The sequence below is a fragment of the Proteus faecis genome (assembly GCF_003144395.1).
Lineage (GTDB): Bacteria > Pseudomonadota > Gammaproteobacteria > Enterobacterales > Enterobacteriaceae > Proteus > Proteus faecis.
In genome coordinates, this window is the sequence record NZ_PENZ01000026.1 from 1 (window position 1) to 25,266 (window position 25,266).

The following is a 25,266-nucleotide window of genomic DNA, read 5'->3' on the forward strand; positions in this document are numbered from 1 at the left end:
GCTCATCGCCGGTCAGTGGATGCGCATTATAGGGAGATCTCGGATTAGCGCAAGTGTTTATTTCAATTTTTTTTCTGTTCGTTCTCTTTTTGAACTTTACGTCTATTTTTGATACGAAAAACCCTTTTCGAGTATAAAAAATATACGCTTTATCCTGTTATTGTCTATTCGATATATTCTATCAATCACACTCTATTGCTCCACTTTCTCTTTTATTATCAATTTTTACAGTTATATGATTGCTCTCGCCATCCCCCCCTAACCACTGCTATGCTTTTCTTATTATCAAAGTGAAACCAAGTACGAGGTTAATTATGGGGAAATCAACAATCAGGAATTATTTACACCTTTCGCCTTCTATTGATAAAAATGTTTTTATTGATGAAACCGCAACGGTGATTGGAGATGTACGAATTAGTGAAGATGTCAGTATCTGGCCAATGGTTGTTATTCGTGGTGATGTGAACTATGTGAGTATTGGGAAAAGATCAAATATTCAAGATGGTTCGGTTCTTCATGTTAGTCACATCTCACCTAATGCTCCTGAAGGTTTTCCTCTTATTATTGGTGATAATGTTACTGTTGGGCACAAAGCAATGCTACACGGTTGCACAATCGGAGATCGTGTTTTAGTAGGAATGGGTTCTATTTTACTTGATGGTGCAATTATTGAAAACGATGTAATGATTGGTGCAGGTAGTTTAGTTCCACCAGGAAAGCGGCTTGAAAGCGGTTTTCTTTACTTAGGAAGTCCTGTGAAAAAAGTTCGCCCTCTTTCATCAGCAGAAATAGAACACTTTATCTATTCTGCTAATAATTATGTCGGATGGAAAAACAACTATTTAACCAATCATCAATCTGCCATTGATAAAGAATAGATAGGATAGAGAGTTGATAACTCATACTCTGTTACCAACTCTTCAAATTCTTCTTCAATGTCCCAACGATTTTGTTTAAATAATAAAATTCCCTCACCAACACCAAAACGCTTAATAAGCTCTTGCTCTGTAATTTGACAATCAAAAAGCATTCCGTTGATCATTATAGGAAATAGAACACTCCTATTCTCAACTAGCCATATTTCACGATCTGGAAATTGAATGGATTGGTTCATTGATTCAATCTTTCTCTTAATACATTAAGGACTGGGTTTATATCTGGTACAAGTTCATACCACAATTCAAATGCATAAGCTGCTTGTCCTACTAACATACCTAGTCCATCTGATAAACGCGTACTTCCATGTTTTAATGCGTTATATAGAAATGAAGTCATTCCGGTTTGATAATAAAGGTCATAGCATGCTGTTTCAAAACCATAAACATCATTAGGAATAGGTGGTAAATCATTAGTCATACTAGATGACGATGCATTTATAATTAAATCGTAATGCCTATCAGCAACCTCTTCTGCAGCTATTGCTCTGATCGTTCCAAATTGACTAAACTCTTTTACTAATTGCTCAGCTTTAGCAAATGTGCGATTGGTTAAAGTAATATCACAATCATAATCAAGCAATGGAAGTAATATTCCTCTTGTTGCTCCACCAGCGCCAATAACTAAGACTGATTTAACCTTATTAGGTACAATAAAATCGAGCCTTGCTAAATCTAGAATAAGTCCTTGCCCATCAGTATTATCACCAAGAAATGATCCATCTTCTAATTTAACAATAGAGTTAACTGCGCCACATGCTTTTGCTCTATCAGTTAATTTATCCACAAAACGAAATGCATCTTCTTTAAAAGGAACGGTAACATTAGCGCCTCGCCCTCCATTAGAAAAAAAATGTGAGGCGGTTTTATCAAATTCACCTAAAGGAACAAGTAAGCGTCCATAGCCATACTCTATTCCTGTTTGTTTTGAAAAAAATTGGTGAATGAAAGGAGACTGACTATGCTCGATAGGATTCCCCATCACTAAATATTTTTCCATCACAATCACCCTTGTCGGTACAATTCGCCCGTTAATGCATCTCGGATTTCAGAAGGATTCTGTCTGCCACCAACACGCCCTTCAACAATAGGAATTGTGTCCTCAAATTGTTCTCTTACTTCTTCAACTGTACGACATGGTGGTAATCCACTTAAGTTAGCACTCGTTGAAACTAAAGGTTTTCCATAAGCTAAACATAGCTCTTTTACAACTGAGTGATCTGTTACTCTCACAGCTAAAGAATCAAATTTCCCAGTTAACCACTTTGGTGTCGTTGATTTGGCAGGAATAACCCATGTAACAGGTCCTGGCCAAGATGCAAACATTCGATCTCGTTGAGTTTGTGTTAATGCACTATCGTCAATATAAGGTTTCAGCTGCTCATAGTTATCAGCAATTAAAATGAGTCCTTTTTCAATTGAACGTTGCTTTAACATTAATAGTGCCATAACAGCATGCTCGCTATCAGGGTCACAACCTACCCCAAACACAGCTTCTGTTGGATATGCGATAACTTTATTATTTTTTAATGCTTCTATAATAGTATTGCTTACAGGTGATACTTCATTATTCATGTTCTTCTCTTTTTGTTTTTTGTTGCTTTCCACATAATTTGCTGGCGCACATCAATCTTACTCCTTGAGAAGACCTTTTTTCCATCAATAATGGATAGTGGCAATGTTCGCATTCACCATTAATAGGTTTGTTATTTAATACAAATTGGCATTCTGGATATTGGTTACAAGCATAAAATGTCTTACCAAACCGAGATTTACGTTGTAATAGCTTTCCTTTTTCACATTGAGGACAGGGTATAACGGTTTCATCAGGTTTATCAATTTGTTCTATATGTTCACACTCAGGATAATTGCTACAGCCAATAAACATCCCAAATTTACCCTGACGTAAAACTAAATCAGCACCACAGCACTTACAAGGTTGTCCTTCCAAAACTTTGATAATTTGCCCATCACCTTGTGGTTTCAGTGTTTTAATATAGTGGCAATCAGGATAAGCAGAGCATCCTAAAAAAGGGCCATGCCCTCCATTTTTCATCACTAATGCGTTGCCACATTCAGGACATTTTTCCTGTTCAGGTTGCTGTGTAAACGGCATATTCTTTGCCATTATTTTACCTCATTACACTTATTCCAATCGAGTATAGCCACCAGCCACAATAGCGACTTTTTTAATAAGCTCAAGTTCTAATAAAAGAGGAGCTAATGCAGAAGTTGATAATCCACTAGCCTGAGCAATGATATCAATAGGTAACGTTTTATTAAAATGAAGCAAAGGCAAGATCACATCCATCGCTTGTTGTTGTTCGGATGTAACTTGCTCTATTTTAACCTCTTGTTTTTCATTATTGATAAGCGTTGTATATTCTTCTGTTATTAGTTTTTGTTGATATTCATCATCACAAGTAAGCCACTGCAAAGAGCTATTTAAATACTCTAGGATATCTTCTGGTGAAGAAGCTAAATTTGCACCTTGCTTAATAAGCTGATGATTACCTTCAAAATGAGCATTACCTAATAATCCAGGCAACACAAACAACTCTTTACCTTGCTGCAAAGCATAATTTGCTGTTATTAATGAACCACTTTTAATTCCTGCTTCTACAATAAGCAGTGCAGCACTTAGTCCACTAATGATCCGATTTCGTTGAGGGAAATTACGTGCTAAAGGTGGTGTCATAGGTAAATGTTCAGAAATAATAAGGCCTGATTCTTTTATTTGTGTTGCAAGAGTACGATGAAATGACGGATAAATCTGCTCTAAACCGCTTCCTAGTACAGCAATAGTAATACCATTGTTCTTTAATGCACTTCGATGCCCAATACCATCAATACCTTGAGCTAACCCACTTGTAATAGTCAGTTCTTTCTTTACTAATTCCTGAGCAAAATAAGTTGCCCATTTGGAACCATATTGTGTAGCAACTCGACTACCAATTAATGCAATTTGTGTGCTTTTTAAATGCTGCCTATTTCCTGCAACAAAAAGCAAAAGTGGCGGTGATGAAATTTGCTTTAATAAAGATGGATAATCTGAATCTGTAATCGTTAATAATGATGATTTATTTTTATCTAACCACTTTAATGTATCAGTGACAGCATTTGCATGAAGTCTTAAGAATTGATGACTTTGCTGTTCGGAAAGACCACAACCTATTAATAGTTTTTGATTTAACTGAGTCAAAGATTGTAGATACTTTGCAATTTGAATCGCTTTATTAACGGGTAGTCTTGAAACAGCATTAAGCCTGATCCATATTTCTCTAGCATCCATGCATTATCCTAATATTGTTTTTAACAAATAAGGTGAGTGCGAAATACACCAAATACTGTCAATCTAGACAATAAATGTCTAGAATAGACGTTAAATCCTATTCACATTTTAGAAACAGTCCGAATAAATTATGGCAGTGTTACACGTATTACATTATCCAGACGAGCGCCTTCGCACGATTGCAAAACCCGTCGAAAAAGTTGATGCCGAAATTCAAAAAATTGTCGATGATATGTTTGAAACAATGTATTTGGAAGAAGGTATCGGTTTAGCCGCGACACAGGTGAATATTCACCAGCGCATTATCGTCATTGATGTCTCTGAAACAAGAGATGAAAGACTGGTATTAATAAACCCAGAACTTCTTGATGCCAACGGTGATACAGGTATAGAAGAAGGCTGTTTATCTATCCCAGAACAGCGTGCTTTTATTCCTCGTGCAGAACATGTAAAAGTAAAGGCTCTTGATTACAATGGTCAGCCTTTTGAGTTAGAAGCGGATGATTTATTAGCTATCTGTATTCAACATGAAATGGATCATTTAGTTGGTAAGCTATTTGTAGATTATTTATCTCCATTAAAACGCCAACGCATCCGTCAAAAAGTTGAAAAACTCGATAAGCTAGATAAAAAAAGAGCTAAAGCAGGACAGTAACAGTTAAATTGAAACAGGAAGGAAACGTGTCTGATTCATTACGTATTATTTTTGCGGGAACACCCGATTTTGCAGCTCGACATTTAGCTGCATTGTTATCAACCCAACATCGTGTGGTGGGAATATTAACACCTCCAGATAAACCCGCAGGAAGAGGTAAGAAACTGACTATTAGCCCTGTTAAAGAACTGGCATTAACTCATGATATTCCTGTTTATCAACCAGCCTCTTTAAAACCAGAAGAGAACCATAAGTGGATAGCAGCACAACAAGCAGATATTATGATTGTTGTCGCTTATGGCATGATTTTACCTAAGGCCGTTCTTGAAATACCGCGTTTAGGTTGTCTTAATGTGCATGGTTCTCTCCTTCCTAAATGGCGCGGTGCTGCACCAATTCAACGCTCTTTGTGGGCTGGAGATAAAGAAACGGGCGTCACAATTATGCAAATGGATGTTGGTTTAGATACAGGCGATATGCTGTATAAAGCGTCATGCCCAATTACGAATGAAGATACCAGCGCATCACTGTATGAAAAGCTTGCAGAACTTGGCCCCAAAGCCCTAACAACTACTTTAGATCTCATTACCTCAGGTAAAGTAAAAGCTGAAAAACAAGACGATAATTTAGCGAATTACGCACAAAAATTATCGAAAGAAGAAGCAAAAATTGATTGGTCATTATCAGCAGAACAGATTGAACGTTGCATAAGGGCATTCAATCCATGGCCAATGAGTTTTTTCATGTTAGACGAGCAACCTGTAAAAGTATGGAAAGCACAAGCTATTGCGGATAATACAGATCAACTCGCAGGAACCTTATTAAAAGCAGATAAAACAGGTATTTATATTGCTACAGGTAATGGCATTCTAAATATTACTGAATTGCAACCATCAGGTAAGAGACCTATGGCTTCTGCTGATTTCTTAAACTCGAAGAGAGATTGGTTCACTCCTGGAAAAGTCATTCAATAATAATTCTAAGCCCTGATATCTAATATTATTATCAGGGTTTTCCTTTTTTCGCGCTAATGTAATACATCTCTGGCGCTCATTATTAAACGTTAACTCATCATGAAAACGTCATACAACTTACGTAGCATTGCAGCTAAAGCAATTAACCAAGTATTAGATCAAGGTTTATCTCTAAGTACTGTCATACCAGAACTTCAGAAAAATATTTCAGACAAAGATAAAGCTTTGTTGCAAGAAATCTGCTTTGGCGTATTACGTACATTGCCACAATTAGAATGGATTATTCAGCAACTCATGGATAAACCCTTAAAAGGCAAACAACGTATTTTACACTACCTTATTATGGTTGGCTTATATCAGCTTCTTTATACACGTATTCCTGCTCACGCAGCGCTAGCGGAGACAGTAAATGGTGCTGTTGCACTAAAAAAACCACAGTTAAAAGGCTTGATTAACGGTGTGTTACGTCAGTTTCAACGCCAACAAGATATCCTGAACGAACGTTTTCAAAATAGCGAAAGTCGTTTTCTTCATCCATCATGGCTACTTGCTCGCATTAAAAAGGCTTATCCTGAGCAGTGGATGAGTATTATTGAAGGCAATAACCAAAAACCACCAATGTGGTTACGTGTAAATCAACGTCATCATTCTCGAGAAGAGTATTTAACATTACTTGAAAATGAAGAAATTCCCGCTATTGCTGATGACAGCCACCCTTTCGCGATCCGTTTAGAGAATCCATGCAACGTGAACCTACTTCCTGGATTTGCTGATGGTTGGGTAACAGTTCAAGATCGTTCAGCTCAACGTTGTGCTGAATTATTAGCACCAGAAAATAAAGAGCAGATCCTTGATTTATGTGCCGCGCCAGGTGGTAAAACAACACATATTCTAGAGATAGCTCCTCAGGCTCAAGTATTAGCTATTGACATAGATGAACAACGTTTAAAACGAGTACAAGAAAATCTTACGCGTTTAAAACTTAATGCGGTCGTCAAAAGTGGTGATGGTCGTTATCCTGAACAATGGTGTGCCGGCATGCAGTTTGACCGAGTTCTTCTTGATGCACCATGCTCAGCAACAGGTGTTATCCGGCGCCACCCAGACATAAAATGGCTTCGTCGTAATGACGACATTGAGCAATTAGCTCAAATTCAAAAAGAGATCCTTCACGCTATTTGGCCATACCTAAAATCTGGTGGCACATTGGTTTATGCAACCTGCTCTATTTTACCTGAAGAAAATAAACAACAAGTTGAAGCATTTTTAGCATCAACGAAAGATGCACAATGTGATTATCAGCACCAATGCTTACCAGAAGAAGAAGGTGGCGATGGTTTCTTTTATGCATTGATCAAGAAAATATGATCTTGTGATAAAAGATGATATCAGATCTAAAAAACGCTACTATTTCAACGCAAGATCATCAAGATCTTGCGTTTCTTTTCTATTTGTTAATCGAATACTCTGAGAAATTACGATGAAAATTATTATCTTAGGAGCTGGTCAAGTAGGTGGCACTCTCGCTGAAAATCTTGTCGGGGAGAATAATGATATTACTGTCGTTGACACTAATGCAGATCGCTTACGCCAACTTCAAGATAAATTCGATTTACGAGTAGTCAATGGACATGGATCTCACCCAAGGATCTTAAGAGAGGCGGGGGCTGAAGATGCAGATATGCTGGTTGCCGTCACCAACTCTGACGAAACCAATATGATAGCGTGCCAAGTTGCTTACACTCTATTTAATACGCCCAATAAAGTTGCTCGGATACGTGCCTCTGAATTTGTTCGTGAAGCAGACAAACTCTTTCTCCCAGAAGCTATTCCCATTGATTATTTAATCTCACCAGAGCATTTAGTTATTGATTATATTTATAAATTAATCCAATACCCCGGTGCCTTACAAGTTGTTAATTTTGCCGATGGTCAAGTCAGTATTGTTGCAGTAAAAGCGTATTACGGTGGTTCTCTCGTTGGGAATGCGTTATCAACATTGCGTGATCATATGCCACATATCGATACACGTGTTGCTGCGATTTTTCGTCAAGATAGACCTATACGACCTCAAGGCTCCACAATTATTGAAGCTGGAGATGAAGTTTTCTTTGTGGTCGCATCTCAGCATATTCGTGCAGTAATGAGCGAATTACAACGATTAGAAAAACCTTATAAACGCATCATGATTGTTGGTGGTGGTAATGTCGGTGCTGGTTTAGCCGCTAGATTAGAAAAAGATTATAGCGTCAAGCTTATTGAACATAATCAGCAACGTGCAACAGAGCTGGCTGAACTACTCCATGACACCATCGTTTTTTATGGTGATGCATCAGATCAAGAGCTTCTTGCTGAAGAACATATAGAACAAATCGATGTCTTTATCGCACTGACTAATGATGATGAGGCCAATATTATGTCAGCGATGCTGGCAAAAAGAATGGGTGCAAAAAAGGCGATGGTACTAATTCAACGTAGTGCTTATGTTGATTTAGTCCAAGGTGGGGTTATTGATATTGCCATATCACCACAACAAGCAACTATTTCTGCACTTTTAGGTCATGTTCGCAAAGCCGATATTGTTAGTGTTTCATCATTACGACGAGGTGTTGCGGAGGCGATCGAAGCGGTGGCACATGGTGATGAAAATACATCGAAAGTTGTTGGTCGCCGTATACAAGATATAAAGCTACCACCTGGAACCATCATTGGTGCAATTGTTAGAGAGCAAGATGTTATTATTGCCAACGCGAGTCACTCTATAGAACAAGGTGATCATGTGATTATGTTTATCACTGATAAAAAATATGTCCCTGAAGTTGAAAAGCTTTTCCAACCTAGCCCATTTTTCTTATAACGACTAGACTATGTAGAAATAAGAATAATAGTAATTGTTACTTATAATGGTCTACCAGTATCATGTTAGATACTATATTTTTACATAATAAATCTATACATAGATAAATAAGGGGTGGTTATGTCTTTTTTAAAAGAGTTTCGTGAATTCGCAATGAAAGGCAATGTGGTTGATATGGCTGTCGGTGTCATCATTGGTGCAGCCTTCGGTAAGATTGTTTCATCATTAGTTGCTGATATTATTATGCCACCTCTAGGTTTATTAATTGGTGGTATCGACTTCAAGCAGTTTAGTCTTGTATTAAGAGATGCTAGTGGGGATGTCCCAGCGGTTGTACTAAATTATGGTATGTTCATTCAAACTGTGTTTGATTTTGCCATTGTTGCATTTGCTATTTTCTGTGCAATCAAATTAATTAACAAAACACGTCGCCAAGCAGAAGAAGCACCTAAAGCACCACCTGCACCTTCCGCAGAAGAAACGCTATTAACTGAAATTCGTGATTTATTAAAAAATCAGCAAAAATAAAAACTAAAAGGCCAGTGATAACAATTGAAAGAATCTTTTGTTATCACTGGCCTCCCAGTTACCTTTTTTGTTATGTTTCGCTTTTCTCATATAACTTCCTTTTCCTTTCTTATTCTTTTCCACACGTTGTCTAAATAGTGGATCATGAACAAGTGCTGCTAAAGCATTATCTTTAATAACACCTTTCTGGTGCTGATATTTGCTAGACATAAAAACCTCTTAAATTATTAAAGAACATAAAACGTAATACGGTAAAGATATTATTGTTTTGTGGCGCCAGATTCAAGTATTTCAAGAATAGAACAATAAGTACTTTCATGAGCACTACCACAACATGCATTACTTAACATTTTCAATGAATCACGCATTCTTTCCATTTCTTTCAAGCGAATTTCAACTTCAGCAAGTCTTGCATCAACAATATGCTTTGATTCAACACATGTGTGATGTGCAGGATCAACGCGAATAGAAAGTAGCTCTGTAATCGCGTCTAATGTAAAGCCTAACTCTTTTGCATAACGAATAAAACGTAAACGCTGGAGATCTTGCTCTGTATATAGACGATAACCGCCTTCTGTTCGTCTATCATGATCCATCAATCCTTGTTTTTCATAAAAACGGATTGTATCTGTCGTCACATTCGCTAATTTTGCAACTTGCCCAATACGATACATGGATCATTTCCTCATTTTAAATGATGAATAGCATAGCAAATAATCAAAAGAATAGAATTGAAATATAGTGTGAAGTTTATCTTATAAAAATAGCAGTATGCTGAAATCACAAAAAATAAATATGATGCAACACAAAAGTAAGTAAAAAAGTAAGGAATAACAAATAGAAAGGTTAGAGTATAAATTGATAAGTTATTTTTATAAAAACAATTTCAGTAATTATTATTTTCAATAAACGTAAAAAAACCGGATTAAAAATCCGGTCTTTTTATTCGCTTCACTAAATAATAATTAAATTATTCAGCTGCTGCTTCTGTTTCAGAATCAGCACGGTCAACAAGCTCAATGTAAGCCATTGGAGCGTTGTCACCAGCACGGAAGCCACACTTCAGAATACGAGTGTAACCACCTGCACGGCTCGCAAAACGCGGACCTAATACTGTAAACAGTTTTGCCACGACTTCGTTATCACGAGTACGGGCGAATGCCAGACGACGATTAGCTACGCTGTCGGTCTTGGCAAGAGTAATCAGCGGCTCAACGACGCGACGCAGTTCTTTCGCTTTAGGCAAAGTTGTCTTGATGATCTCATGACGAACTAAAGAACCTGCCATGTTACGAAACATAGCCTGACGATGGCTGCTGTTGCGGTTCAATTGACGACCACTCTTACGATGGCGCATGACCTTATCCTTCTCAGTAAAACCTTAACCTGTGATCTTATTCATCAGCGATACTTGCAGGTGGCCAATTCTCAAGGCGCATGCCCAGAGATAAACCACGCGACGCCAGTACGTCTTTAATCTCAGTAAGAGATTTCTTACCAAGGTTAGGCGTCTTAAGTAATTCAACTTCAGTACGCTGTACCAGATCACCGATGTAGTGGATTGCTTCTGCCTTCAGACAGTTAGCAGAGCGGACAGTCAATTCAAGATCGTCTACTGGGCGCAGTAAGATAGGATCGAATTCTGGCTTCTCTTCTTTAACTTCTGGCTGACGAACATCACGTAAGTCAACAAAAGCTTCAAGCTGTTCAGCCAGGATAGTCGCTGCACGGCGAATCGATTCTTCTGGATCGATAGTACCGTTAGTTTCCATCTCGATAACCAGCTTATCCAAGTCGGTACGCTGTTCAACACGAGCTGCTTCCACATTATAAGCAATACGCTCAACTGGGCTATAGCACGCATCTACTAAAAGGCGACCGATAGGGCGCTCATCTTCTTCCGAATGAATTCGGGCAGAAGCCGGCACATAACCACGACCACGCTGAACTTTGATACGCATATTAATAGATGCGTTCTCGTCTGTAAGGTGGCAGATAACGTGCTGCGGCTTGACGATTTCGACATCACCGTCATGGATGATATCGGCTGCAATAACAGGGCCAATGCCAGATTTGCTCAAAGTAAGAATAACTTCATCTTTACCATGAACTTTTACCGCCAACCCTTTAAGGTTGAGCAGTATTTCTAGGATATCTTCCTGAACACCTTCTTTGGTGCTGTACTCATGCAGTACACCATCAATCTCAACCTCTGTTACCGCACAACCCGGCATAGACGAAAGCAGAATACGGCGCAGTGCGTTACCAAGAGTATGGCCGAAGCCTCGCTCTAATGGTTCAAGGGTCACCTTGGCGTGCGTCGAACTGACTTGCTCGATATCAACCAGGCGCGGTTTTAGAAACTCTGTCACAGAACCCTGCATTGTGTCCTCTCTTTGGTGCTAAGCCTTACTTGGAGTAAAGCTCGACGATCAGGTGCTCGTTAATGTCAGCAGATAAGTCAGTACGTTCAGGAATACGCTTGAACACACCTTCCATCTTAGCAGCATCAACTTCCAGCCATGTTGGCTTTTCACGCTGTTCAGCCAGCTCTAAAGCAGCCTTAATACGAGACTGTTTTTTCGATTTTTCACGAACGCTGACTACGTCATTCGGGGAAACCTGATAAGAAGCAATGTTAACCACGCGACCATTTACCATGATTGCTTTATGGCTAACCATCTGACGTGCTTCTGCGCGAGTTGCGCCAAAGCCCATACGATAAACAACGTTATCCAGACGACCTTCCAGCAGAGTCAGCAGGTTTTCACCTGTGTTGCCTTTCAGACGAGTTGCTTCTTTGTAGTAGTTACGGAATTGACGTTCTAGAACACCGTAAATACGACGTACTTTTTGTTTTTCACGTAACTGAACACCGTAATCAGAAAGACGCGGTTTACGTGCGCCGTGCTGACCTGGTGCTTGTTCCAGTTTACACTTGGTGTCAATCGCCCGAACGCCAGATTTTAGAAATAAATCTGTACCTTCACGGCGGCTCAGCTTGAGCTTAGGACCCAAATATCTTGCCATTTTCTTTCTCCAACTTTCCTAAAAACGAAAACGTTATTAAACGCGACGTTTTTTCGGTGGACGACAACCGTTATGAGGAATCGGAGTCACATCAGTAATATTAGTGATGCGGAAACCAGCCGCGTTTAATGCACGGATAGTTGACTCACGACCAGGACCAGGTCCTTTAACCATAACTTCCAAGTTCTTAATTCCGTACTCTTTAACAGCTTCAGCGCAACGTTCTGCTGCAACCTGAGCCGCGAACGGAGTAGATTTACGAGAACCACGGAAACCGGAACCACCGGCAGTAGCCCAACCCAATGCGTTACCTTGACGATCGGTAATAGTAACGATTGTGTTGTTGAAAGAAGCATGGATATGAGCCACACCGTCAGAGACTTGTTTTCTTACACGCTTACGTGCACGAATAGGTGCTTTTGCCATTGTTCAAATACCCCGATTATTTCTTGATCGGCTTACGCGGACCCTTACGGGTACGTGCGTTAGTCTTAGTACGCTGACCGCGAACTGGTAGACCACGACGATGACGTAAACCACGGTAAGTACCAAGATCCATCAGACGTTTGATGCTCAGGGTAACTTCACGACGCAGATCACCTTCTACAACGTATTTGGCAACTTCGTCACGCAGCTTGTCGATTTGCTCTTCAGACAGCTCACTGATCTTAACATTTTCAGCAATACCAGCAGCTACACAGATAGCCTGTGAGCGGGTTTTACCGATACCGTAAATCGAAGTTAATGCGATTACAGTATGTTTATGATCAGGAATGTTAATGCCTGCTATACGGGCCACTATGCACTCCTAAATTAGCAGTTATACAGTACTATTCTGAAAAGCCCGTTTTCAGGATACTCAAACAATACTGTATATATTATAAAAGATTGGGCTGGCTAATTTAGCCAGCTCAACCGAACTTTGCAAGAAAAAAATGCAATAAATTAGCCTTGACGCTGTTTATGCTTAGGCTCGACGCTGCAAATTACACGCACGTGACCGTGACGTCTAACAATTTTGCAGTTACGGCACATTTTCTTGACGGAAGCACGAACTTTCATTTTTACTCTCCGTAACTTCTAAAACAAATCGCTTATCAGTAATTAACCTTTAAGATTTGCTTTTTTCAATGCAGACTCATACTGACTTGACATCAGGAGAGTTTGCACTTGAGCCATAAAATCCATGATGACTACAACCACGATTAAGAGGGAAGTACCACCAAAATAGAAAGGTACTTTCATTGCGTCACGCATGAACTCCGGGATGAGACAGATAAAGGTAATATACAAGGCACCGATTAAGGTTAAACGTGTCATTACTTTATCTATATATTTAGCCGTCTGCTCTCCCGGGCGAATTCCTGGTACAAATGCACCGGACTTCTTCAGGTTATCTGCCGTTTCTCTTGGGTTGAAAACCAACGCCGTATAGAAGAAACAGAAGAATATGATTGCAGCAGCGTATAGTAACACATAAATAGGTTGACCAGGCTGTAGATTTAAAGAAATCGTCGTCAGCCAACCCCACCCTGTACCATCGCCAAACCAAGAGGTTATTGTACCAGGAAACAGGATAATACTTGAAGCAAAAATTGCTGGTATAACACCCGCCATATTTACTTTAAGTGGTAGATGTGTACTTTGTGCCGCGTATATTCTACGCCCTTGTTGACGTTTTGCATAGTTAACAACGATACGACGTTGTCCTCTTTCTACAAAAACAACAAAGAAAGTAACCGCGAACACCAATACTGCAACCAACAATAACAGGAGGAAGTGCAGTTCGCCTTGCCGCGCCTGCTCGATGGTTTGACCAATGGCAGGTGGAAGACCTGCAACGATACCTGCAAAGATAATGATTGAGATACCGTTACCAATACCACGTTCAGTGATTTGCTCACCTAACCACATTAGGAACATTGTCCCAGTGACTAAGCTCACAACAGCCGTAATATAGAATGGTAGACCTGGGTTAATTACCAGACCTTGCATTCCTGGCATATTCGGTAAGCCTGTTGCGATACCAATTGATTGGAATATCGCCAGCACCAAAGTACCATAACGGGTATATTGGCTGATCTTACGACGACCGGCCTCCCCTTCCTTCTTAATCTCTGCTAACCGAGGGTTAACCACTGATAAGAGTTGGATAATAATCGATGCCGAAATATAAGGCATGATACCCAGCGCAAAGATAGAAGCACGGCTAAGAGCACCACCAGAGAACATGTTAAACATTTCAATGATGGTGCCTTTTTGCTGATCGAGCAATTTGGCAAGCACAGTGGCATCAATACCAGGGATAGGAATAAAAGAGCCAATCCTAAAGACAATAAGTGCACCAAGAACAAACAAAAGTCTGCGTTTTAGTTCACCAACACCACCTTTAGCACTCTGAAAATCTAAACCTGGTTGTTTAGCCATCTGTCACTTATTCCTCAATTTTACCGCCAGCTGATTCGATTGCTGCACGGGCACCTTTGGTAACACGCAGACCACGAATAGTCACTGCACGGTTAACCTCGCCAGACAGAATTAATTTTGCAAATTCAATCTGTGGGCCAACAACGTTTGCGGCTTTCAGTGCATTCAGATCGATTACATCGCCTTCAACGTAAGCTAAATCAGACAGACGGATTTCCGCAGTCACGAATGATTTACGTGAAGTAAAACCAAATTTTGGTAAACGACGATATAAAGGCATCTGGCCACCTTCAAAACCACGACGTACGCCACCGCCAGAACGAGATTTCTGACCTTTGTGACCACGGCCGCCAGTTTTACCTAAGCCAGAACCGATACCACGACCTACACGTTTAGGCGCATGCTTGGCACCTTCAGCCGGAGACAGAGTATTTAAACGCATCTCTTACTCCTCAACTTTAACCATATAGGAAACCAAGTTGATCATACCGCGAACTGCTGGTGTATCTTCGCGTTCTACAGTGTGACCGATGCGACGCAGACCTAAACCTGTCATCGTTGCCTTATGTTTAGGCAAACGACCGATTAAGCTGCGTGTTTGAGTAATTTTAATAGTCTTAGCCATGGTCATTACCCCAGAATTTCTTCAACGGATTTACCACGCTTAGCTGCGACCATATCTGGAGACTTCATGCTATCTAAAGCGTCCAGTGTTGCACGAACCACGTTAATCGGGTTAGTGGAACCATAGGTTTTAGCCAGTACGTTACGAACGCCAGCCACTTCTAGAACTGCACGCATTGCACCACCTGCGATGATACCGGTACCTTCATGAGCAGGCTGCATAAATACGCGTGAGCCTGTGTGAGTACCTTTAACAGGGTGGAACAGAGTACCGTTGTTTAAAGAGACGGTTTTCATATTGCGACGGGCTTTTTCCATCGCTTTCTGGATTGCTGCCGGAACTTCGCGAGCTTTGCCATATCCAAAACCAACGCGGCCATTACCATCACCAACTACTGTAAGAGCGGTGAAGCTAAAGATACGACCACCTTTAACGGTTTTAGATACGCGGTTTACCGCGATCAGCTTTTCCTGCAGTTCGCCAGCTTGTTTCTCGATGTGAGCCATCTTACACTCCTACCTTAGAACTGAAGGCCAGCTTCACGGGCAGCATCTGCCAGTGCCTGGACTCGACCATGATATTGGAAACCGGAACGGTCAAATGATACTACTTTGATACCTTTTTCCAGAGCGCGTTCAGCAACAATTTTACCAACTACCGCTGCTGCTTCTTTGTTTCCAGTGTTTTTCAGTTGCTCAATGATAGCTTTTTCTGTAGTAGAAGCGGCCACCAAAGTTTCAGAACCGTTTGGTGCAATAACCTGCGCATAAATATGGCGAGGGGTACGGTGTACCACCAGGCGAGTCGCACCCAATTCCTGGAGCTTACGGCGTGCGCGGGTCGCACGACGGATACGAGCTGCTTTCTTATCCATAGTGTTACCTTACTTCTTCTTAGCCTCTTTGATACGCACAACTTCGTCGGCGTAACGAATACCTTTACCTTTATAAGGTTCAGGGCGACGGTAAGCACGCAGTTCAGCTGCTACTTGACCAATCACTTGCTTATCCGCACCTTTCAGTACGATTTCAGTTTGTGTTGGACATTCAGCAGTGATGCCTGCTGGCAGTTGGTGTTCCACTGGATGTGAAAAACCTACTGATAAGTTAACCGCATTGCCTTTAATAGACGCACGATAACCTACACCTACCAGTTGCAGTTTCTTAGTGAAGCCTTCGGTAACACCTACAACCATTGCATTTAACAGAGAACGAGTAGTACCCGCCTGTGCCCATGCATCAGCAAAACCATCGCGAGGTGCGAAAGTTAATTGGTTGTCAGCATGTTGAATTTCAACTGCATTATGGATAGTACGAGTTAGCTCGCCGTTTTTACCCTTAATCGTAATTACCTGACCGTTGAGTTTAACCTCTACGCCGGCAGGAATGACGACGGGTGCTTTTGCCACACGAGACATTCTTTCCTCCCGAATTAAGCTACGTAGCAGATAATCTCGCCACCAAGACCTGCTTGGCGAGCTGCACGATCAGTCATAACACCTTTTGAGGTAGAAACAACAGCGATGCCCAGTCCTGCCATAACTTGTGGCAGCTCATCTTTTCTTTTATAGATGCGCAGACTTGGACGGCTTACGCGCTGAATGCTTTCTACTACAGCCTTACCTTGGAAATATTTTAAAATAATTTCCAGTTCTGGCTTAGTGTCGCCTTCAATTTTAAAATCTTCGATATAACCTTCTTCCTTAAGCACGTTGGCAATCGCCACTTTCAGCTTGGAGGAAGGCATTGTGACCGCAACTTTATTCGCGGCCTGACCGTTACGGATACGGGTCAGCATATCCGCGATGGGATCTTGCATGCTCATCTGTCTTTACTCCCGTGATTCAATTATGGTAATTACCAGCTAGCCTTTCTAAGGCCCGGGATTTCACCGCGCATAGCGGCTTCACGGACTTTAATACGGCTGAGGCCAAATTTCCGCAGGAAACCGTGCGGACGTCCAGTTTGACGGCAGCGGTTACGCTGACGTGAAGGACTTGAATCACGTGGCATAGTTTGCAGTTTCAGAACAGCATTCCAACGATCTTCGTCAGACACGTTCACATCTGAAACGATAGCTTTCAGTTCTGCGCGTTTTGCGAAGAATTTCTCAGCTAAATTCGCACGTTTTACATCACGTGCTTTCATAGATTTCTTAGCCATGAATGCCCTGCCTTACTTGCGGAACGGGAAGTTAAACGCTGCTAACAGTGCGCGACCTTCATCATCTGATTTCGCAGTCGTAGTAATGGTAATATCCAAACCACGAACACGATCCACTTTATCGTAATCGATTTCAGGGAAGATGATTTGCTCACGTACGCCCATGCTGTAGTTACCACGTCCATCAAATGATTTAGCGGACAAACCACGGAAGTCACGGATACGTGGTACAGCAATAGAGATCAGGCGTTCAAAGAACTCCCACATGCGTTCGCCACGCAGGGTCACTTTACAGCCGATCGGATAGCCCTGGCGGATTTTGAAGCCTGCAACAGATTTGCGTGCTTTGGTGATCAAAGGTTTTTGACCTGAGATTGCTGCTAAATCAGCTGCTGCATTGTCCAGCAGTTTTTTATCAGCAATAGCTTCACCAACACCCATATTCAGGGTGATCTTCTCGACCCGAGGGACTTGCATGACAGAATGGTAACCAAACTGAGACATCAGTTTTTGGACTACCTCGTCTTTGTAGTAATCATGCAGTTTCGCCATCGTATACTCCAAATTACTTGATAGTTTCTTTATTAGATTTGAAGAAACGAACTTTTTTGCCGTCTTCGAATCTAAAACCTACACGGTCAGCCTTACCGGTTGCCGCATTGAAGATTGCAACGTTAGAAACTTGGATAGAAGCTTCTTTTTCAACGATGCCACCTGGTTGGTTCAGAGCCGGAACTGGCTTCTGATGTTTTTTAACCAGATTGATACCTTCAACGATAACTTTACCAGAAGAAAGAACCTGTTTTACTTTACCGCGCTTACCTTTATCTTTACCAGTCAGCACGATAACTTCGTCTTCACGACGGATTTTCGCTGCCATTGCCTGCTCCTTAGAGTACTTCAGGTGCCAGAGAGATTATTTTCATAAACTTCTCGTTACGAAGTTCACGAGTAACCGGCCCAAAAATACGCGTACCAATAACTTGCTCGCTGTTGTTGTTTAACAATACACAAGCGTTGCTATCGAAGCGAATGACAGAACCGTCAGGGCGACGAACACCCTTCTTGGTGCGCACCACTACCGCTTTCAGTACATCACCTTTCTTAACTTTACCACGTGGAATTGCTTCCTTGATGGTAATTTTGATGATGTCACCTACATCTGCGTAGCGACGGTGCGAGCCACCTAGAACCTTGATACACATTACGCGACGTGCACCGGAGTTGTCGGCCACGTTCAGCATAGTCTGTTCTTGGATCATTTTAGTGCTCCGCTAAATGTCAACTACTACTGAGCCACTTCCACATTAGAAGAGGCCGTTCAATATCCCATAATACGAGGGAGCGGCATTATAACACCACATTCTCGATATGGACAGAAAAAATAAACGGCTCGTTCAGTTTTGAGCCGTTTATTTCGTACGAAAAGGCTATTTTATTACAGAATAGCTTTTTCTACAACGCGAACTAACGCCCAAGACTTAGTCTTAGATAGTGGACGTGTTTGACGAATTTCTACTACGTCACCAATTCCACATTCGTTGTTCTCGTCATGTACATGCAGTTTGGTCGTACGACGGATAAACTTACCATATAATGGGTGTTTAACCATACGATCGATAGCAACGACAATAGATTTTTCCATTTTGTCACTAACTACACGACCTTGCAGAGTACGGATTTTATCGGTCATTACGCACCCGCCTTCTCAGTCAGTAAAGTCTTAACGCGTGCGATATTACGACGCACTTGTTTCAACAGATGAGACTGTTGTAACTGACCACTTGCTGCCTGCATACGCAGATTAAACTGCTCGCGCAGTAAGTTCAGCAGTTCTGTGTTCAGCTCTTCAACGCTCTTTTCGCGCAGCTCTTTTGCTTTCATTACATCACCGTCTTAGTTACAAAGGTGGTTTTGATAGGCAGTTTTGCTGCCGCCAGCTTGAATGCTTCACGGGCCAGTTCTTCAGGCACACCATCCATTTCATACAGGACTTTACCTGGCTGGATTAAGGCAACCCAATACTCAACGTTACCTTTACCTTTACCCATACGGACTTCGAGCGGCTTTTCAGTGATTGGTTTGTCTGGGAACACACGGATCCAGATTTTACCCTGACGCTTAACTGCACGGGTCATTGCACGACGTGCCGCTTCGATCTGACGTGCAGTCAGACGACCACGGCCCACAGCTTTAAGACCGTAAGTCCCGAAGCTTACATCCGCACCAGCAGCTAAGCCACGGTTGCGGCCTTTGTGCACTTTACGGAATTTTGTACGCTTTGGTTGTAACATCAGCGACTCTCCTTACTTGCGGCCTTTACGCTGCTGCTTTTTAGGTTGAGCAGCCGGTTTTTCCGCCTGTTCAACTGCAGCCATACCACCCAGGATCTCACCTTTGAAGATCCATACCTTAACGCCGAGCACACCATAAGTGGTTTGTGCTTCTGAGGTATTGTAGTCGATATCTGCACGCAGAGTGTGCAGAGGTACACGACCTTCACGATACCATTCAGTACGAGCGATTTCAGCGCCACCTAAGCGACCACTTACTTCCACTTTAATACCTTTAGCGCCTAAACGCATAGCATTCTGTACCGCACGCTTCATAGCACGACGGAACATAACACGACGTTCCAGCTGTGAAGTGATGCTGTCAGCAACTAATTTTGCGTCCAGTTCAGGTTTACGTACTTCGGCGATATTAATTTGCGCAGGAACGCCAGCGATATCCGCTACGTTTTTGCGCAGTTTTTCAACATCTTCACCTTTTTTACCGATAACGATGCCTGGACGAGCAGTGTGAATAGTCACACGGATGCTTTTCGCAGGACGTTCGATAACGATACGAGATACAGATGCTTTAGCCAGTTCTTTATTTAAGTACTGACGTACTTTAAAATCGCTGTCTAGGTTGTCAGCGAATTCATTGGTACCCGCATACCATGTGGAATTCCAAGGCTTGACAATGCCAAGGCGGATACCATTAGGATGTACTTTTTGACCCATTGCTAGTCTCCAGAGTCTCAGCGATCAGACACAACCACAGTGATGTGGCTGGTGCGCTTCAGAATACGATCTGCACGGCCTTTTGCACGAGGCATAATGCGCTTCATAGAAGGACCTTCGTCAACAAAGATCTTAGCTACTTTCAGATCATCAATGTCAGCGCCATCGTTGTGTTCTGCATTAGCAATAGCAGACTCCAGTACTTTCTTCACTAAACCAGCAGCTTTCTTGTTGGTAAAGGTTAAAATTTCCAGAGCTTGCGACACTTTCTTACCGCGAATCAGGTCAGCTACCAAGCGAACCTTCTGAGCAGAAGAACGAGCGTGGCGATGCATAGCGATAGTTTCCATCTCTTCCTCCTACCTTATTTTTTCTTAGCCTTTTTATCGGCTGCATGACCGCGATAAGTACGGGTCGGCGCGAATTCACCCAGTTTGTGACCAACCATTTCGTCGGAAACGTAAACTGGAACATGCTGACGACCATTATGGACAGCGATGGTCAAACCGATCATGTTAGGAAAGATCGTTGAACGACGGGACCAAGTCTTAACAGGCTTTTTGTCACCGCTTTCCACCGCTTTCTCTACCTTCTTCAGCAAGTGCAGGTCAATGAAAGGACCTTTCTTGAGAGAACGTGGCATGGCTTATCCTCTAATTATTTCTTAGTACGACGATGAACGATGAAATGTTCAGTGCGTTTGTTTTTACGAGTCTTCTTACCTTTGGTTTGAACGCCCCAAGGTGTTACTGGGTGTTTACCAAAGTTACGACCTTCACCACCACCATGTGGGTGATCGACTGGGTTCATCGCAGTACCGCGAACGGTAGGACGAATACCACGCCAGCGACTTGCACCAGCTTTACCCAGAACGCGTAACATGTGCTCAGAGTTGCCAACTTCACCGATAGTTGCACGGCAATCAGAAGGAACTTTACGCATTTCACCAGAACGCAGACGAATAGTGACATAAGCACCATCACGAGCAACGATCTGAACGTAAGTACCAGCTGAACGAGCTAACTGACCACCTTTACCTGGTTTCATTTCTACGTTATGAACGGTAGAACCAACCGGGATATTACGCATTGGTAAGGTGTTACCCGCTTTGATAGCAGCATCAACGCCAGACTGAACTTTATCACCCGCTTTCAGGCCTTTTGGAGCCAGAATGTAGCGACGTTCACCATCAGCATACAGCACTAAAGCGATGTTAGCTGAACGGTTTGGATCATATTCCAGACGTTCTACTGTCGCAGGGATACCATCTTTGTTGCGTTTAAAGTCAACAATACGGTAAGCCTGCTTGTGACCACCACCGATATGACGGGTAGTGATACGACCATTGTTGTTACGACCACCGGACTTGCTGTTCTTTTCCAGCAATGGCGCATAAGGTTTCCCTTTATGCAGCTCAGGGTTTACCACTTTAACTACGTGGCGACGGCCCGGAGACGTAGGTTTACATTTAACAATTGCCATTGTTCTTTACTCCTCCGACTTACTCAGCGCCGCCGACGAAGTCCAGATTCTGGCCTTCCTTCAGGGTGACGTAAGCTTTTTTCCAGTCGCTACGACGACCAATACGCTGACCGTGACGTTTCACTTTGCCTTTCATCAGCAGAGTGTTAACACTTTCAACTTCGACTTCAAACAGTTTTTGTACAGCTGCTTTAATCTCTGCTTTGGTCGCGTCTTTAGCAACTTTGAGAACGATGGTGTTTGATTTTTCCATCGCGATAGAAGCTTTTTCAGATACATGCGGCGCGCGCAGTACTTTCAGCAGACGTTCTTCACGGATCATGCCAGCATCTCCTCAACTTGCTTCACAGCGTCAGCAGTCATGACGACTTTGTCGAAGGCGATTAAGCTAACAGGGTCGATTGTTGCTGCATCACGTACGTCAACTTTATATAAGTTGCGTGCTGCTAAATACAGATTCTCATCTACATCAGCAGTGATGATCAGAACATCTTCCAGAGCCATATCTTTCAGTTTCTGTGCTAAAAGCTTAGTTTTAGGCGCTTCAACAGAGAACTTCTCTACGACGATCAGACGATCTTGACGTACCAGTTCAGACAGAATGCTCTTCAGAGCACCACGGTACATCTTTTTGTTTACTTTTTGACTGTGGTCCTGTGGTTTAGCTGCGAAGCTAACACCACCAGAGCGCCAAATTGGGCTCTTGATTGAACCTGAACGTGCACGACCTGTACCTTTCTGTCTCCAAGGCTTTTTGCCTGAACCAGAAACTTCAGCACGGGTTTTCTGAGCACGAGTACCTTGACGAGCACCAGCAGCGTATGCAACGACTACTTGATGCACAAGCGCTTCGTTAAAGTCACGCCCGAAGGTAGTTTCGGAAACAGTCAGCGCGCCTTGCGCGTCTTTCATTACCAATTCCATTCCTATCTCCTCGACGTTACGCCTTGACAGCTGGTTTAACGATCAGGTCACTGCCAGTTGCACCTGGAACAGCACCTTTGACCAGCAGCAGGTTGCGCTCAGCGTCAACACGTACTACTTCCAGGCTCTGAACGGTAACTTGTTCGTTACCCAGTTGACCTGCCATTTTCTTGCCTTTGAACACCTTACCCGGAGTCTGGTTCTGACCGATAGAACCCGGAACACGGTGAGACAAGGAGTTACCGTGGGTAGCATCTTGAGTACGGAAGTTCCAGCGCTTTACAGTACCGGCAAAACCTTTACCTTTAGATGTTCCAGTAACGTCGACTTTTTTAACGTCAGCGAAAATTTCTACGCTAATGCTTTGACCTACAGTGTATTCTTCGCCTTCATTCAGACGGAATTCACGTAGTAAGCGGCCAGCTTCAACACCAGCTTTAGCAAAATGACCTGCTTCAGGTTTCAGTACACGGTTAGCTTTTTTGCTACCTGTAGTCACCTGAATGGCACGATAACCGTCTTTCTCTAGATCTCTGACCTGAGTAACACGGTTGTTTTCAATTTCGATAACGGTTACAGGGATTGAAACGCCATCTTCAGTGAAGATACGAGTCATTCCTACTTTCTTACCGACTAAACCAATCATTGTTTCAACCTCTCAATCGCTTGATGACCTGATTAACCTAGGCTGATCTGCACGTCTACGCCGGCAGCCAGATCCAGACGCATCAGAGCATCAACGGTTTTCTCGGTTGGCTCAACGATGTCAACCAGACGTTTGTGAGTGCGAATTTCATACTGATCACGCGCATCTTTATTAACGTGCGGAGAAATCAACACTGTGAAACGCTCTTTGCGAGTCGGCAGTGGGATTGGACCACGAACTTGCGCACCAGTGCGCTTAGCAGTCTCTACGATTTCCGCAGTTGATTGATCAATCAGACGATGATCAAAAGCTTTCAGGCGGATACGGATTCTTTGGTTCTGCATGAGACCAGAGCTCCAACTATTTTTTATAAACGTAAATGATTACTACTCGTACCCATTTCGATTGATGAGAGAGTGTAATCGTTCTGCATATAACTCCCCAATCGGGAGTATTATATTAATGCAATAAAAAAATCTGCATTAGCTGATAAATCAGCCCCACTAAATCAGTGAGCCTGCGCATTATACTTGCCTGAGTGATGAAATCAAGCCAAGAATAAAAAATCAGCGATAAAAATTCATTTTATCTTTTCGCAAACAAAAAAAGCAAAGGTAACCTTCATCACCTTTGCTTTAAAAAACTGTCTCAAAATTCATTAAAGAACGATGGATTATTCTTCAATAATTTGGGCTTGTAGATAGTTTTGAAGCCCTATTCGCTCGATAAGTTCAAGCTGGGTTTCAATCCAATCAATATGCCCTTCTTCATCGGTTAGAATTTCTAGCATAAGATCACGACTGACATAATCATGAATTGAATCTGCGTAAGCAATAGCCTCACGTAAATCTTTGGCACCACCTAATTCCAATTCCAAATCAGAACGTAGCATCTCTTCAACATCTTCACCGATGTTTAGTTTGCCTAAATCTTGTAAGTTTGGAATGCCTTCAAGGAACAAGATACGCTCGATATATTTATCGGCGTGTTTCATCTCATCTATGGATTCATGATATTCCATTTCATTAAGGCGTGTAAGACCCCAATTCTTGAACATTCGGGCATGTAGGAAATACTGATTAATTGCAACAAGCTCACCACCTAATAATTTATTAAGGTGGGCTATCATTTTTTTATCACCTTTCATTTTTATGCTCCTTTGCTTCCAGTCTTTTTAGTGTAGACCTTTTATACAAAGAGGAGAGAAAGGAAACTTAAAATTTGTTATGCAACTTCAGAAATTTGAGGATAAAGAACAGATTGCTCATTTTCGATAAGTTGACGGGCTTGACGTACACACTTACCACAACAACTTCCAACGGGTAAGATCTTGCGTAATTCACTAATAGTGTGGATTTGATGTTTATGGACAGTCGAGATAATTTTTTTATCACTCACACCGTGGCAAAGACATACGTACATAATAAAAACCTCATTAACTACTCACACACAAGATAGTAAATGATAATTATTATGATTTCAATTTCTATTTATTTAAGTTAAGTGTATTTATCTGTTTATACCATCAGAGATGATGAAATAAAAAACCATTAATATTTTATTGAAATTCAAAATATCTAATCTTCAGATACAAAAAAAGGGCATCTAATGATGCCCTCTTCATGCATAAATCTATCAGGAATTAACCTAATACTTTAGCAACAACGCCCGCACCTACTGTACGGCCACCTTCACGGATAGCGAAACGTAAACCGTCGTCC

General features: G+C 41.9%; 44 protein-coding genes. 6 read left to right on the top strand and 38 right to left on the bottom strand.

Annotated elements, in window-relative coordinates:
• The first annotated feature begins 314 nt into the window (after positions 1–314).
• Positions 315–878 (top strand): gamma carbonic anhydrase family protein, encoded by a 564-nt coding sequence (locus DK858_RS05635; RefSeq protein WP_109396553.1) that lies wholly within the window; start codon positions 315–317, stop codon positions 876–878.
• Here DK858_RS05635 and DK858_RS05640 read toward each other — a convergent pair.
• From DK858_RS05640 to dprA, 5 genes are read right to left on the bottom strand one after another with little or no spacing between them, the layout of a single operon-like run.
• On the bottom strand, positions 854–1,114 hold the full coding sequence (locus tag DK858_RS05640; protein ID WP_109396555.1) for a DUF1488 family protein: 261 nt from the start codon (positions 1,112–1,114) through the stop codon (positions 854–856). The genes DK858_RS05635 and DK858_RS05640 overlap by 25 nt on opposite strands.
• Complete coding sequence (aroE, locus tag DK858_RS05645; protein WP_109396556.1) at positions 1,111–1,935, bottom strand: shikimate dehydrogenase; 825 nt, start codon at positions 1,933–1,935, stop codon at positions 1,111–1,113. The genes DK858_RS05640 and aroE overlap by 4 nt, the downstream gene beginning before the upstream one ends.
• Before the next feature lie 5 nt (positions 1,936–1,940).
• A complete protein-coding gene (gene tsaC, locus DK858_RS05650) occupies positions 1,941–2,510 on the bottom strand; it encodes an L-threonylcarbamoyladenylate synthase type 1 TsaC (RefSeq protein WP_109396558.1) in 570 nt (189 codons plus the stop codon).
• On the bottom strand, positions 2,503–3,063 hold the full coding sequence (locus DK858_RS05655) for a topoisomerase DNA-binding C4 zinc finger domain-containing protein (RefSeq protein WP_109396560.1): 561 nt from the start codon (positions 3,061–3,063) through the stop codon (positions 2,503–2,505). Before DK858_RS05655 ends, tsaC begins: the two co-directional genes overlap by 8 nt.
• Before the next feature lie 18 nt (positions 3,064–3,081).
• Positions 3,082–4,227 (bottom strand): DNA-processing protein DprA, encoded by a 1,146-nt coding sequence (gene dprA / locus DK858_RS05660; RefSeq protein WP_109396562.1) that lies wholly within the window; start codon positions 4,225–4,227, stop codon positions 3,082–3,084.
• A gap of 130 nt (positions 4,228–4,357) precedes the next feature.
• On the opposite strand from dprA, the gene def reads away from it, so the two are divergent.
• The 5 genes from def to mscL all read left to right on the top strand — a co-directional run bounded on the left by def (position 4,358) and on the right by mscL (position 9,241).
• Positions 4,358–4,882 carry a peptide deformylase gene (def, locus tag DK858_RS05665; RefSeq protein WP_023583479.1) on the top strand — a complete coding sequence of 175 codons (525 nt, stop codon included), beginning with the start codon at positions 4,358–4,360 and terminating at the stop codon, positions 4,880–4,882.
• A gap of 26 nt (positions 4,883–4,908) precedes the next feature.
• The gene (fmt, locus tag DK858_RS05670; RefSeq protein ID WP_109396564.1) at positions 4,909–5,856 is read left to right on the top strand and encodes a methionyl-tRNA formyltransferase; all 948 of its coding nucleotides are present in this window, start codon (positions 4,909–4,911) and stop codon (positions 5,854–5,856) included.
• A gap of 99 nt (positions 5,857–5,955) precedes the next feature.
• Positions 5,956–7,224 carry a 16S rRNA (cytosine(967)-C(5))-methyltransferase RsmB gene (gene rsmB / locus DK858_RS05675; RefSeq protein WP_109396565.1) on the top strand — a complete coding sequence of 423 codons (1,269 nt, stop codon included), beginning with the start codon at positions 5,956–5,958 and terminating at the stop codon, positions 7,222–7,224.
• A 112-nt stretch (positions 7,225–7,336) separates the two neighbouring features.
• Complete coding sequence (gene trkA / locus DK858_RS05680; RefSeq protein WP_109396567.1) at positions 7,337–8,713, top strand: Trk system potassium transporter TrkA; 1,377 nt, start codon at positions 7,337–7,339, stop codon at positions 8,711–8,713.
• Between the two features lie 120 nt (positions 8,714–8,833).
• On the top strand, positions 8,834–9,241 hold the full coding sequence (mscL, locus tag DK858_RS05685) for a large-conductance mechanosensitive channel protein MscL (protein WP_109396569.1): 408 nt from the start codon (positions 8,834–8,836) through the stop codon (positions 9,239–9,241).
• Between the two features lie 3 nt (positions 9,242–9,244).
• Here mscL and DK858_RS05690 read toward each other — a convergent pair whose 3' ends face one another.
• From DK858_RS05690 to DK858_RS05850, 33 genes are all read right to left on the bottom strand, one after another.
• Entirely contained in the window at positions 9,245–9,451 is a 207-nt protein-coding gene (locus tag DK858_RS05690; protein WP_109396570.1) for an alternative ribosome-rescue factor A, read from the bottom strand.
• Between the two features lie 50 nt (positions 9,452–9,501).
• Entirely contained in the window at positions 9,502–9,915 is a 414-nt protein-coding gene (zntR, locus tag DK858_RS05695) for a Zn(2+)-responsive transcriptional regulator (protein WP_069368787.1), read from the bottom strand.
• A gap of 296 nt (positions 9,916–10,211) precedes the next feature.
• On the bottom strand, positions 10,212–10,598 hold the full coding sequence (gene rplQ / locus DK858_RS05700; RefSeq protein ID WP_004246940.1) for a 50S ribosomal protein L17: 387 nt from the start codon (positions 10,596–10,598) through the stop codon (positions 10,212–10,214).
• Between the two features lie 37 nt (positions 10,599–10,635).
• Positions 10,636–11,625 (bottom strand): DNA-directed RNA polymerase subunit alpha, encoded by a 990-nt coding sequence (locus DK858_RS05705; protein ID WP_006535513.1) that lies wholly within the window; start codon positions 11,623–11,625, stop codon positions 10,636–10,638.
• Positions 11,626–11,650: 25 nt separating this feature from the next.
• Positions 11,651–12,271, bottom strand: coding sequence for a 30S ribosomal protein S4 (rpsD, locus tag DK858_RS05710; protein ID WP_004246942.1), 621 nt, complete (start codon positions 12,269–12,271; stop codon positions 11,651–11,653).
• Between the two features lie 36 nt (positions 12,272–12,307).
• Positions 12,308–12,697, bottom strand: coding sequence for a 30S ribosomal protein S11 (gene rpsK, locus DK858_RS05715; protein ID WP_002919257.1), 390 nt, complete (start codon positions 12,695–12,697; stop codon positions 12,308–12,310).
• 16 nt (positions 12,698–12,713) lie between these two features.
• On the bottom strand, positions 12,714–13,070 hold the full coding sequence (rpsM, locus tag DK858_RS05720; RefSeq protein ID WP_036914623.1) for a 30S ribosomal protein S13: 357 nt from the start codon (positions 13,068–13,070) through the stop codon (positions 12,714–12,716).
• A 146-nt stretch (positions 13,071–13,216) separates the two neighbouring features.
• Positions 13,217–13,333, bottom strand: coding sequence for a 50S ribosomal protein L36 (gene rpmJ, locus DK858_RS05725; protein WP_071788572.1), 117 nt, complete (start codon positions 13,331–13,333; stop codon positions 13,217–13,219).
• Positions 13,334–13,375: 42 nt separating this feature from the next.
• Positions 13,376–14,698 carry a preprotein translocase subunit SecY gene (gene secY, locus DK858_RS05730; protein WP_006535510.1) on the bottom strand — a complete coding sequence of 441 codons (1,323 nt, stop codon included), beginning with the start codon at positions 14,696–14,698 and terminating at the stop codon, positions 13,376–13,378.
• A gap of 7 nt (positions 14,699–14,705) precedes the next feature.
• Positions 14,706–15,140, bottom strand: a complete 435-nt coding sequence (rplO, locus tag DK858_RS05735) for a 50S ribosomal protein L15 (RefSeq protein WP_004246944.1) — start codon at positions 15,138–15,140, stop codon at positions 14,706–14,708.
• A gap of 3 nt (positions 15,141–15,143) precedes the next feature.
• Entirely contained in the window at positions 15,144–15,323 is a 180-nt protein-coding gene (gene rpmD, locus DK858_RS05740) for a 50S ribosomal protein L30 (protein WP_036914634.1), read from the bottom strand.
• Between the two features lie 5 nt (positions 15,324–15,328).
• Entirely contained in the window at positions 15,329–15,829 is a 501-nt protein-coding gene (gene rpsE / locus DK858_RS05745; protein WP_006535508.1) for a 30S ribosomal protein S5, read from the bottom strand.
• Positions 15,830–15,843: 14 nt separating this feature from the next.
• Positions 15,844–16,197: a 50S ribosomal protein L18 gene (rplR, locus tag DK858_RS05750; RefSeq protein ID WP_023583471.1), complete on the bottom strand. Its 354-nt coding sequence runs from the start codon at positions 16,195–16,197 to the stop codon at positions 15,844–15,846.
• Between the two features lie 9 nt (positions 16,198–16,206).
• Entirely contained in the window at positions 16,207–16,740 is a 534-nt protein-coding gene (rplF, locus tag DK858_RS05755) for a 50S ribosomal protein L6 (protein ID WP_036933221.1), read from the bottom strand.
• 14 nt (positions 16,741–16,754) lie between these two features.
• Entirely contained in the window at positions 16,755–17,147 is a 393-nt protein-coding gene (rpsH, locus tag DK858_RS05760) for a 30S ribosomal protein S8 (RefSeq protein WP_072062987.1), read from the bottom strand.
• 32 nt (positions 17,148–17,179) lie between these two features.
• Positions 17,180–17,485 (bottom strand): 30S ribosomal protein S14, encoded by a 306-nt coding sequence (gene rpsN / locus DK858_RS05765; RefSeq protein ID WP_006535503.1) that lies wholly within the window; start codon positions 17,483–17,485, stop codon positions 17,180–17,182.
• Positions 17,486–17,497: 12 nt separating this feature from the next.
• Entirely contained in the window at positions 17,498–18,037 is a 540-nt protein-coding gene (rplE, locus tag DK858_RS05770; RefSeq protein WP_004246952.1) for a 50S ribosomal protein L5, read from the bottom strand.
• A 13-nt stretch (positions 18,038–18,050) separates the two neighbouring features.
• Positions 18,051–18,365, bottom strand: a complete 315-nt coding sequence (gene rplX, locus DK858_RS05775) for a 50S ribosomal protein L24 (RefSeq protein WP_006535502.1) — start codon at positions 18,363–18,365, stop codon at positions 18,051–18,053.
• A gap of 10 nt (positions 18,366–18,375) precedes the next feature.
• Positions 18,376–18,747 carry a 50S ribosomal protein L14 gene (gene rplN, locus DK858_RS05780; protein ID WP_004246955.1) on the bottom strand — a complete coding sequence of 124 codons (372 nt, stop codon included), beginning with the start codon at positions 18,745–18,747 and terminating at the stop codon, positions 18,376–18,378.
• Positions 18,748–18,923: 176 nt separating this feature from the next.
• Entirely contained in the window at positions 18,924–19,178 is a 255-nt protein-coding gene (gene rpsQ / locus DK858_RS05785; RefSeq protein WP_072062988.1) for a 30S ribosomal protein S17, read from the bottom strand.
• Positions 19,178–19,369 (bottom strand): 50S ribosomal protein L29, encoded by a 192-nt coding sequence (rpmC, locus tag DK858_RS05790; protein WP_004238624.1) that lies wholly within the window; start codon positions 19,367–19,369, stop codon positions 19,178–19,180. Before rpmC ends, rpsQ begins: the two co-directional genes overlap by 1 nt.
• Positions 19,369–19,779 (bottom strand): 50S ribosomal protein L16, encoded by a 411-nt coding sequence (gene rplP / locus DK858_RS05795; protein ID WP_006535500.1) that lies wholly within the window; start codon positions 19,777–19,779, stop codon positions 19,369–19,371. The genes rpmC and rplP overlap by 1 nt, the downstream gene beginning before the upstream one ends.
• Positions 19,780–19,791: 12 nt before the next feature.
• Positions 19,792–20,493, bottom strand: a complete 702-nt coding sequence (gene rpsC, locus DK858_RS05800) for a 30S ribosomal protein S3 (RefSeq protein WP_109396572.1) — start codon at positions 20,491–20,493, stop codon at positions 19,792–19,794.
• A gap of 17 nt (positions 20,494–20,510) precedes the next feature.
• The gene (rplV, locus tag DK858_RS05805) at positions 20,511–20,843 is read right to left on the bottom strand and encodes a 50S ribosomal protein L22 (protein ID WP_006535498.1); all 333 of its coding nucleotides are present in this window, start codon (positions 20,841–20,843) and stop codon (positions 20,511–20,513) included.
• A gap of 14 nt (positions 20,844–20,857) precedes the next feature.
• The gene (rpsS, locus tag DK858_RS05810) at positions 20,858–21,136 is read right to left on the bottom strand and encodes a 30S ribosomal protein S19 (protein ID WP_004246960.1); all 279 of its coding nucleotides are present in this window, start codon (positions 21,134–21,136) and stop codon (positions 20,858–20,860) included.
• Between the two features lie 14 nt (positions 21,137–21,150).
• A complete protein-coding gene (gene rplB, locus DK858_RS05815) occupies positions 21,151–21,975 on the bottom strand; it encodes a 50S ribosomal protein L2 (protein WP_006535497.1) in 825 nt (274 codons plus the stop codon).
• Positions 21,976–21,994: 19 nt separating this feature from the next.
• Positions 21,995–22,297: a 50S ribosomal protein L23 gene (gene rplW, locus DK858_RS05820; RefSeq protein ID WP_004246962.1), complete on the bottom strand. Its 303-nt coding sequence runs from the start codon at positions 22,295–22,297 to the stop codon at positions 21,995–21,997.
• A complete protein-coding gene (rplD, locus tag DK858_RS05825; RefSeq protein ID WP_023583466.1) occupies positions 22,294–22,899 on the bottom strand; it encodes a 50S ribosomal protein L4 in 606 nt (201 codons plus the stop codon). The genes rplW and rplD overlap by 4 nt, the downstream gene beginning before the upstream one ends.
• Before the next feature lie 16 nt (positions 22,900–22,915).
• A complete protein-coding gene (gene rplC / locus DK858_RS05830; protein WP_023583465.1) occupies positions 22,916–23,545 on the bottom strand; it encodes a 50S ribosomal protein L3 in 630 nt (209 codons plus the stop codon).
• A gap of 32 nt (positions 23,546–23,577) precedes the next feature.
• The gene (rpsJ, locus tag DK858_RS05835) at positions 23,578–23,889 is read right to left on the bottom strand and encodes a 30S ribosomal protein S10 (protein ID WP_001181005.1); all 312 of its coding nucleotides are present in this window, start codon (positions 23,887–23,889) and stop codon (positions 23,578–23,580) included.
• Positions 23,890–24,218: 329 nt separating this feature from the next.
• Complete coding sequence (gene bfr, locus DK858_RS05840; RefSeq protein WP_006535491.1) at positions 24,219–24,692, bottom strand: bacterioferritin; 474 nt, start codon at positions 24,690–24,692, stop codon at positions 24,219–24,221.
• 77 nt (positions 24,693–24,769) lie between these two features.
• Positions 24,770–24,967, bottom strand: a complete 198-nt coding sequence (gene bfd / locus DK858_RS05845) for a bacterioferritin-associated ferredoxin (RefSeq protein ID WP_109396573.1) — start codon at positions 24,965–24,967, stop codon at positions 24,770–24,772.
• A gap of 220 nt (positions 24,968–25,187) precedes the next feature.
• Positions 25,188–25,266: EF-Tu C-terminal domain-related protein (locus DK858_RS05850; protein ID WP_001184434.1), on the bottom strand; the 79-nt coding region annotated here is incomplete at its 5' end.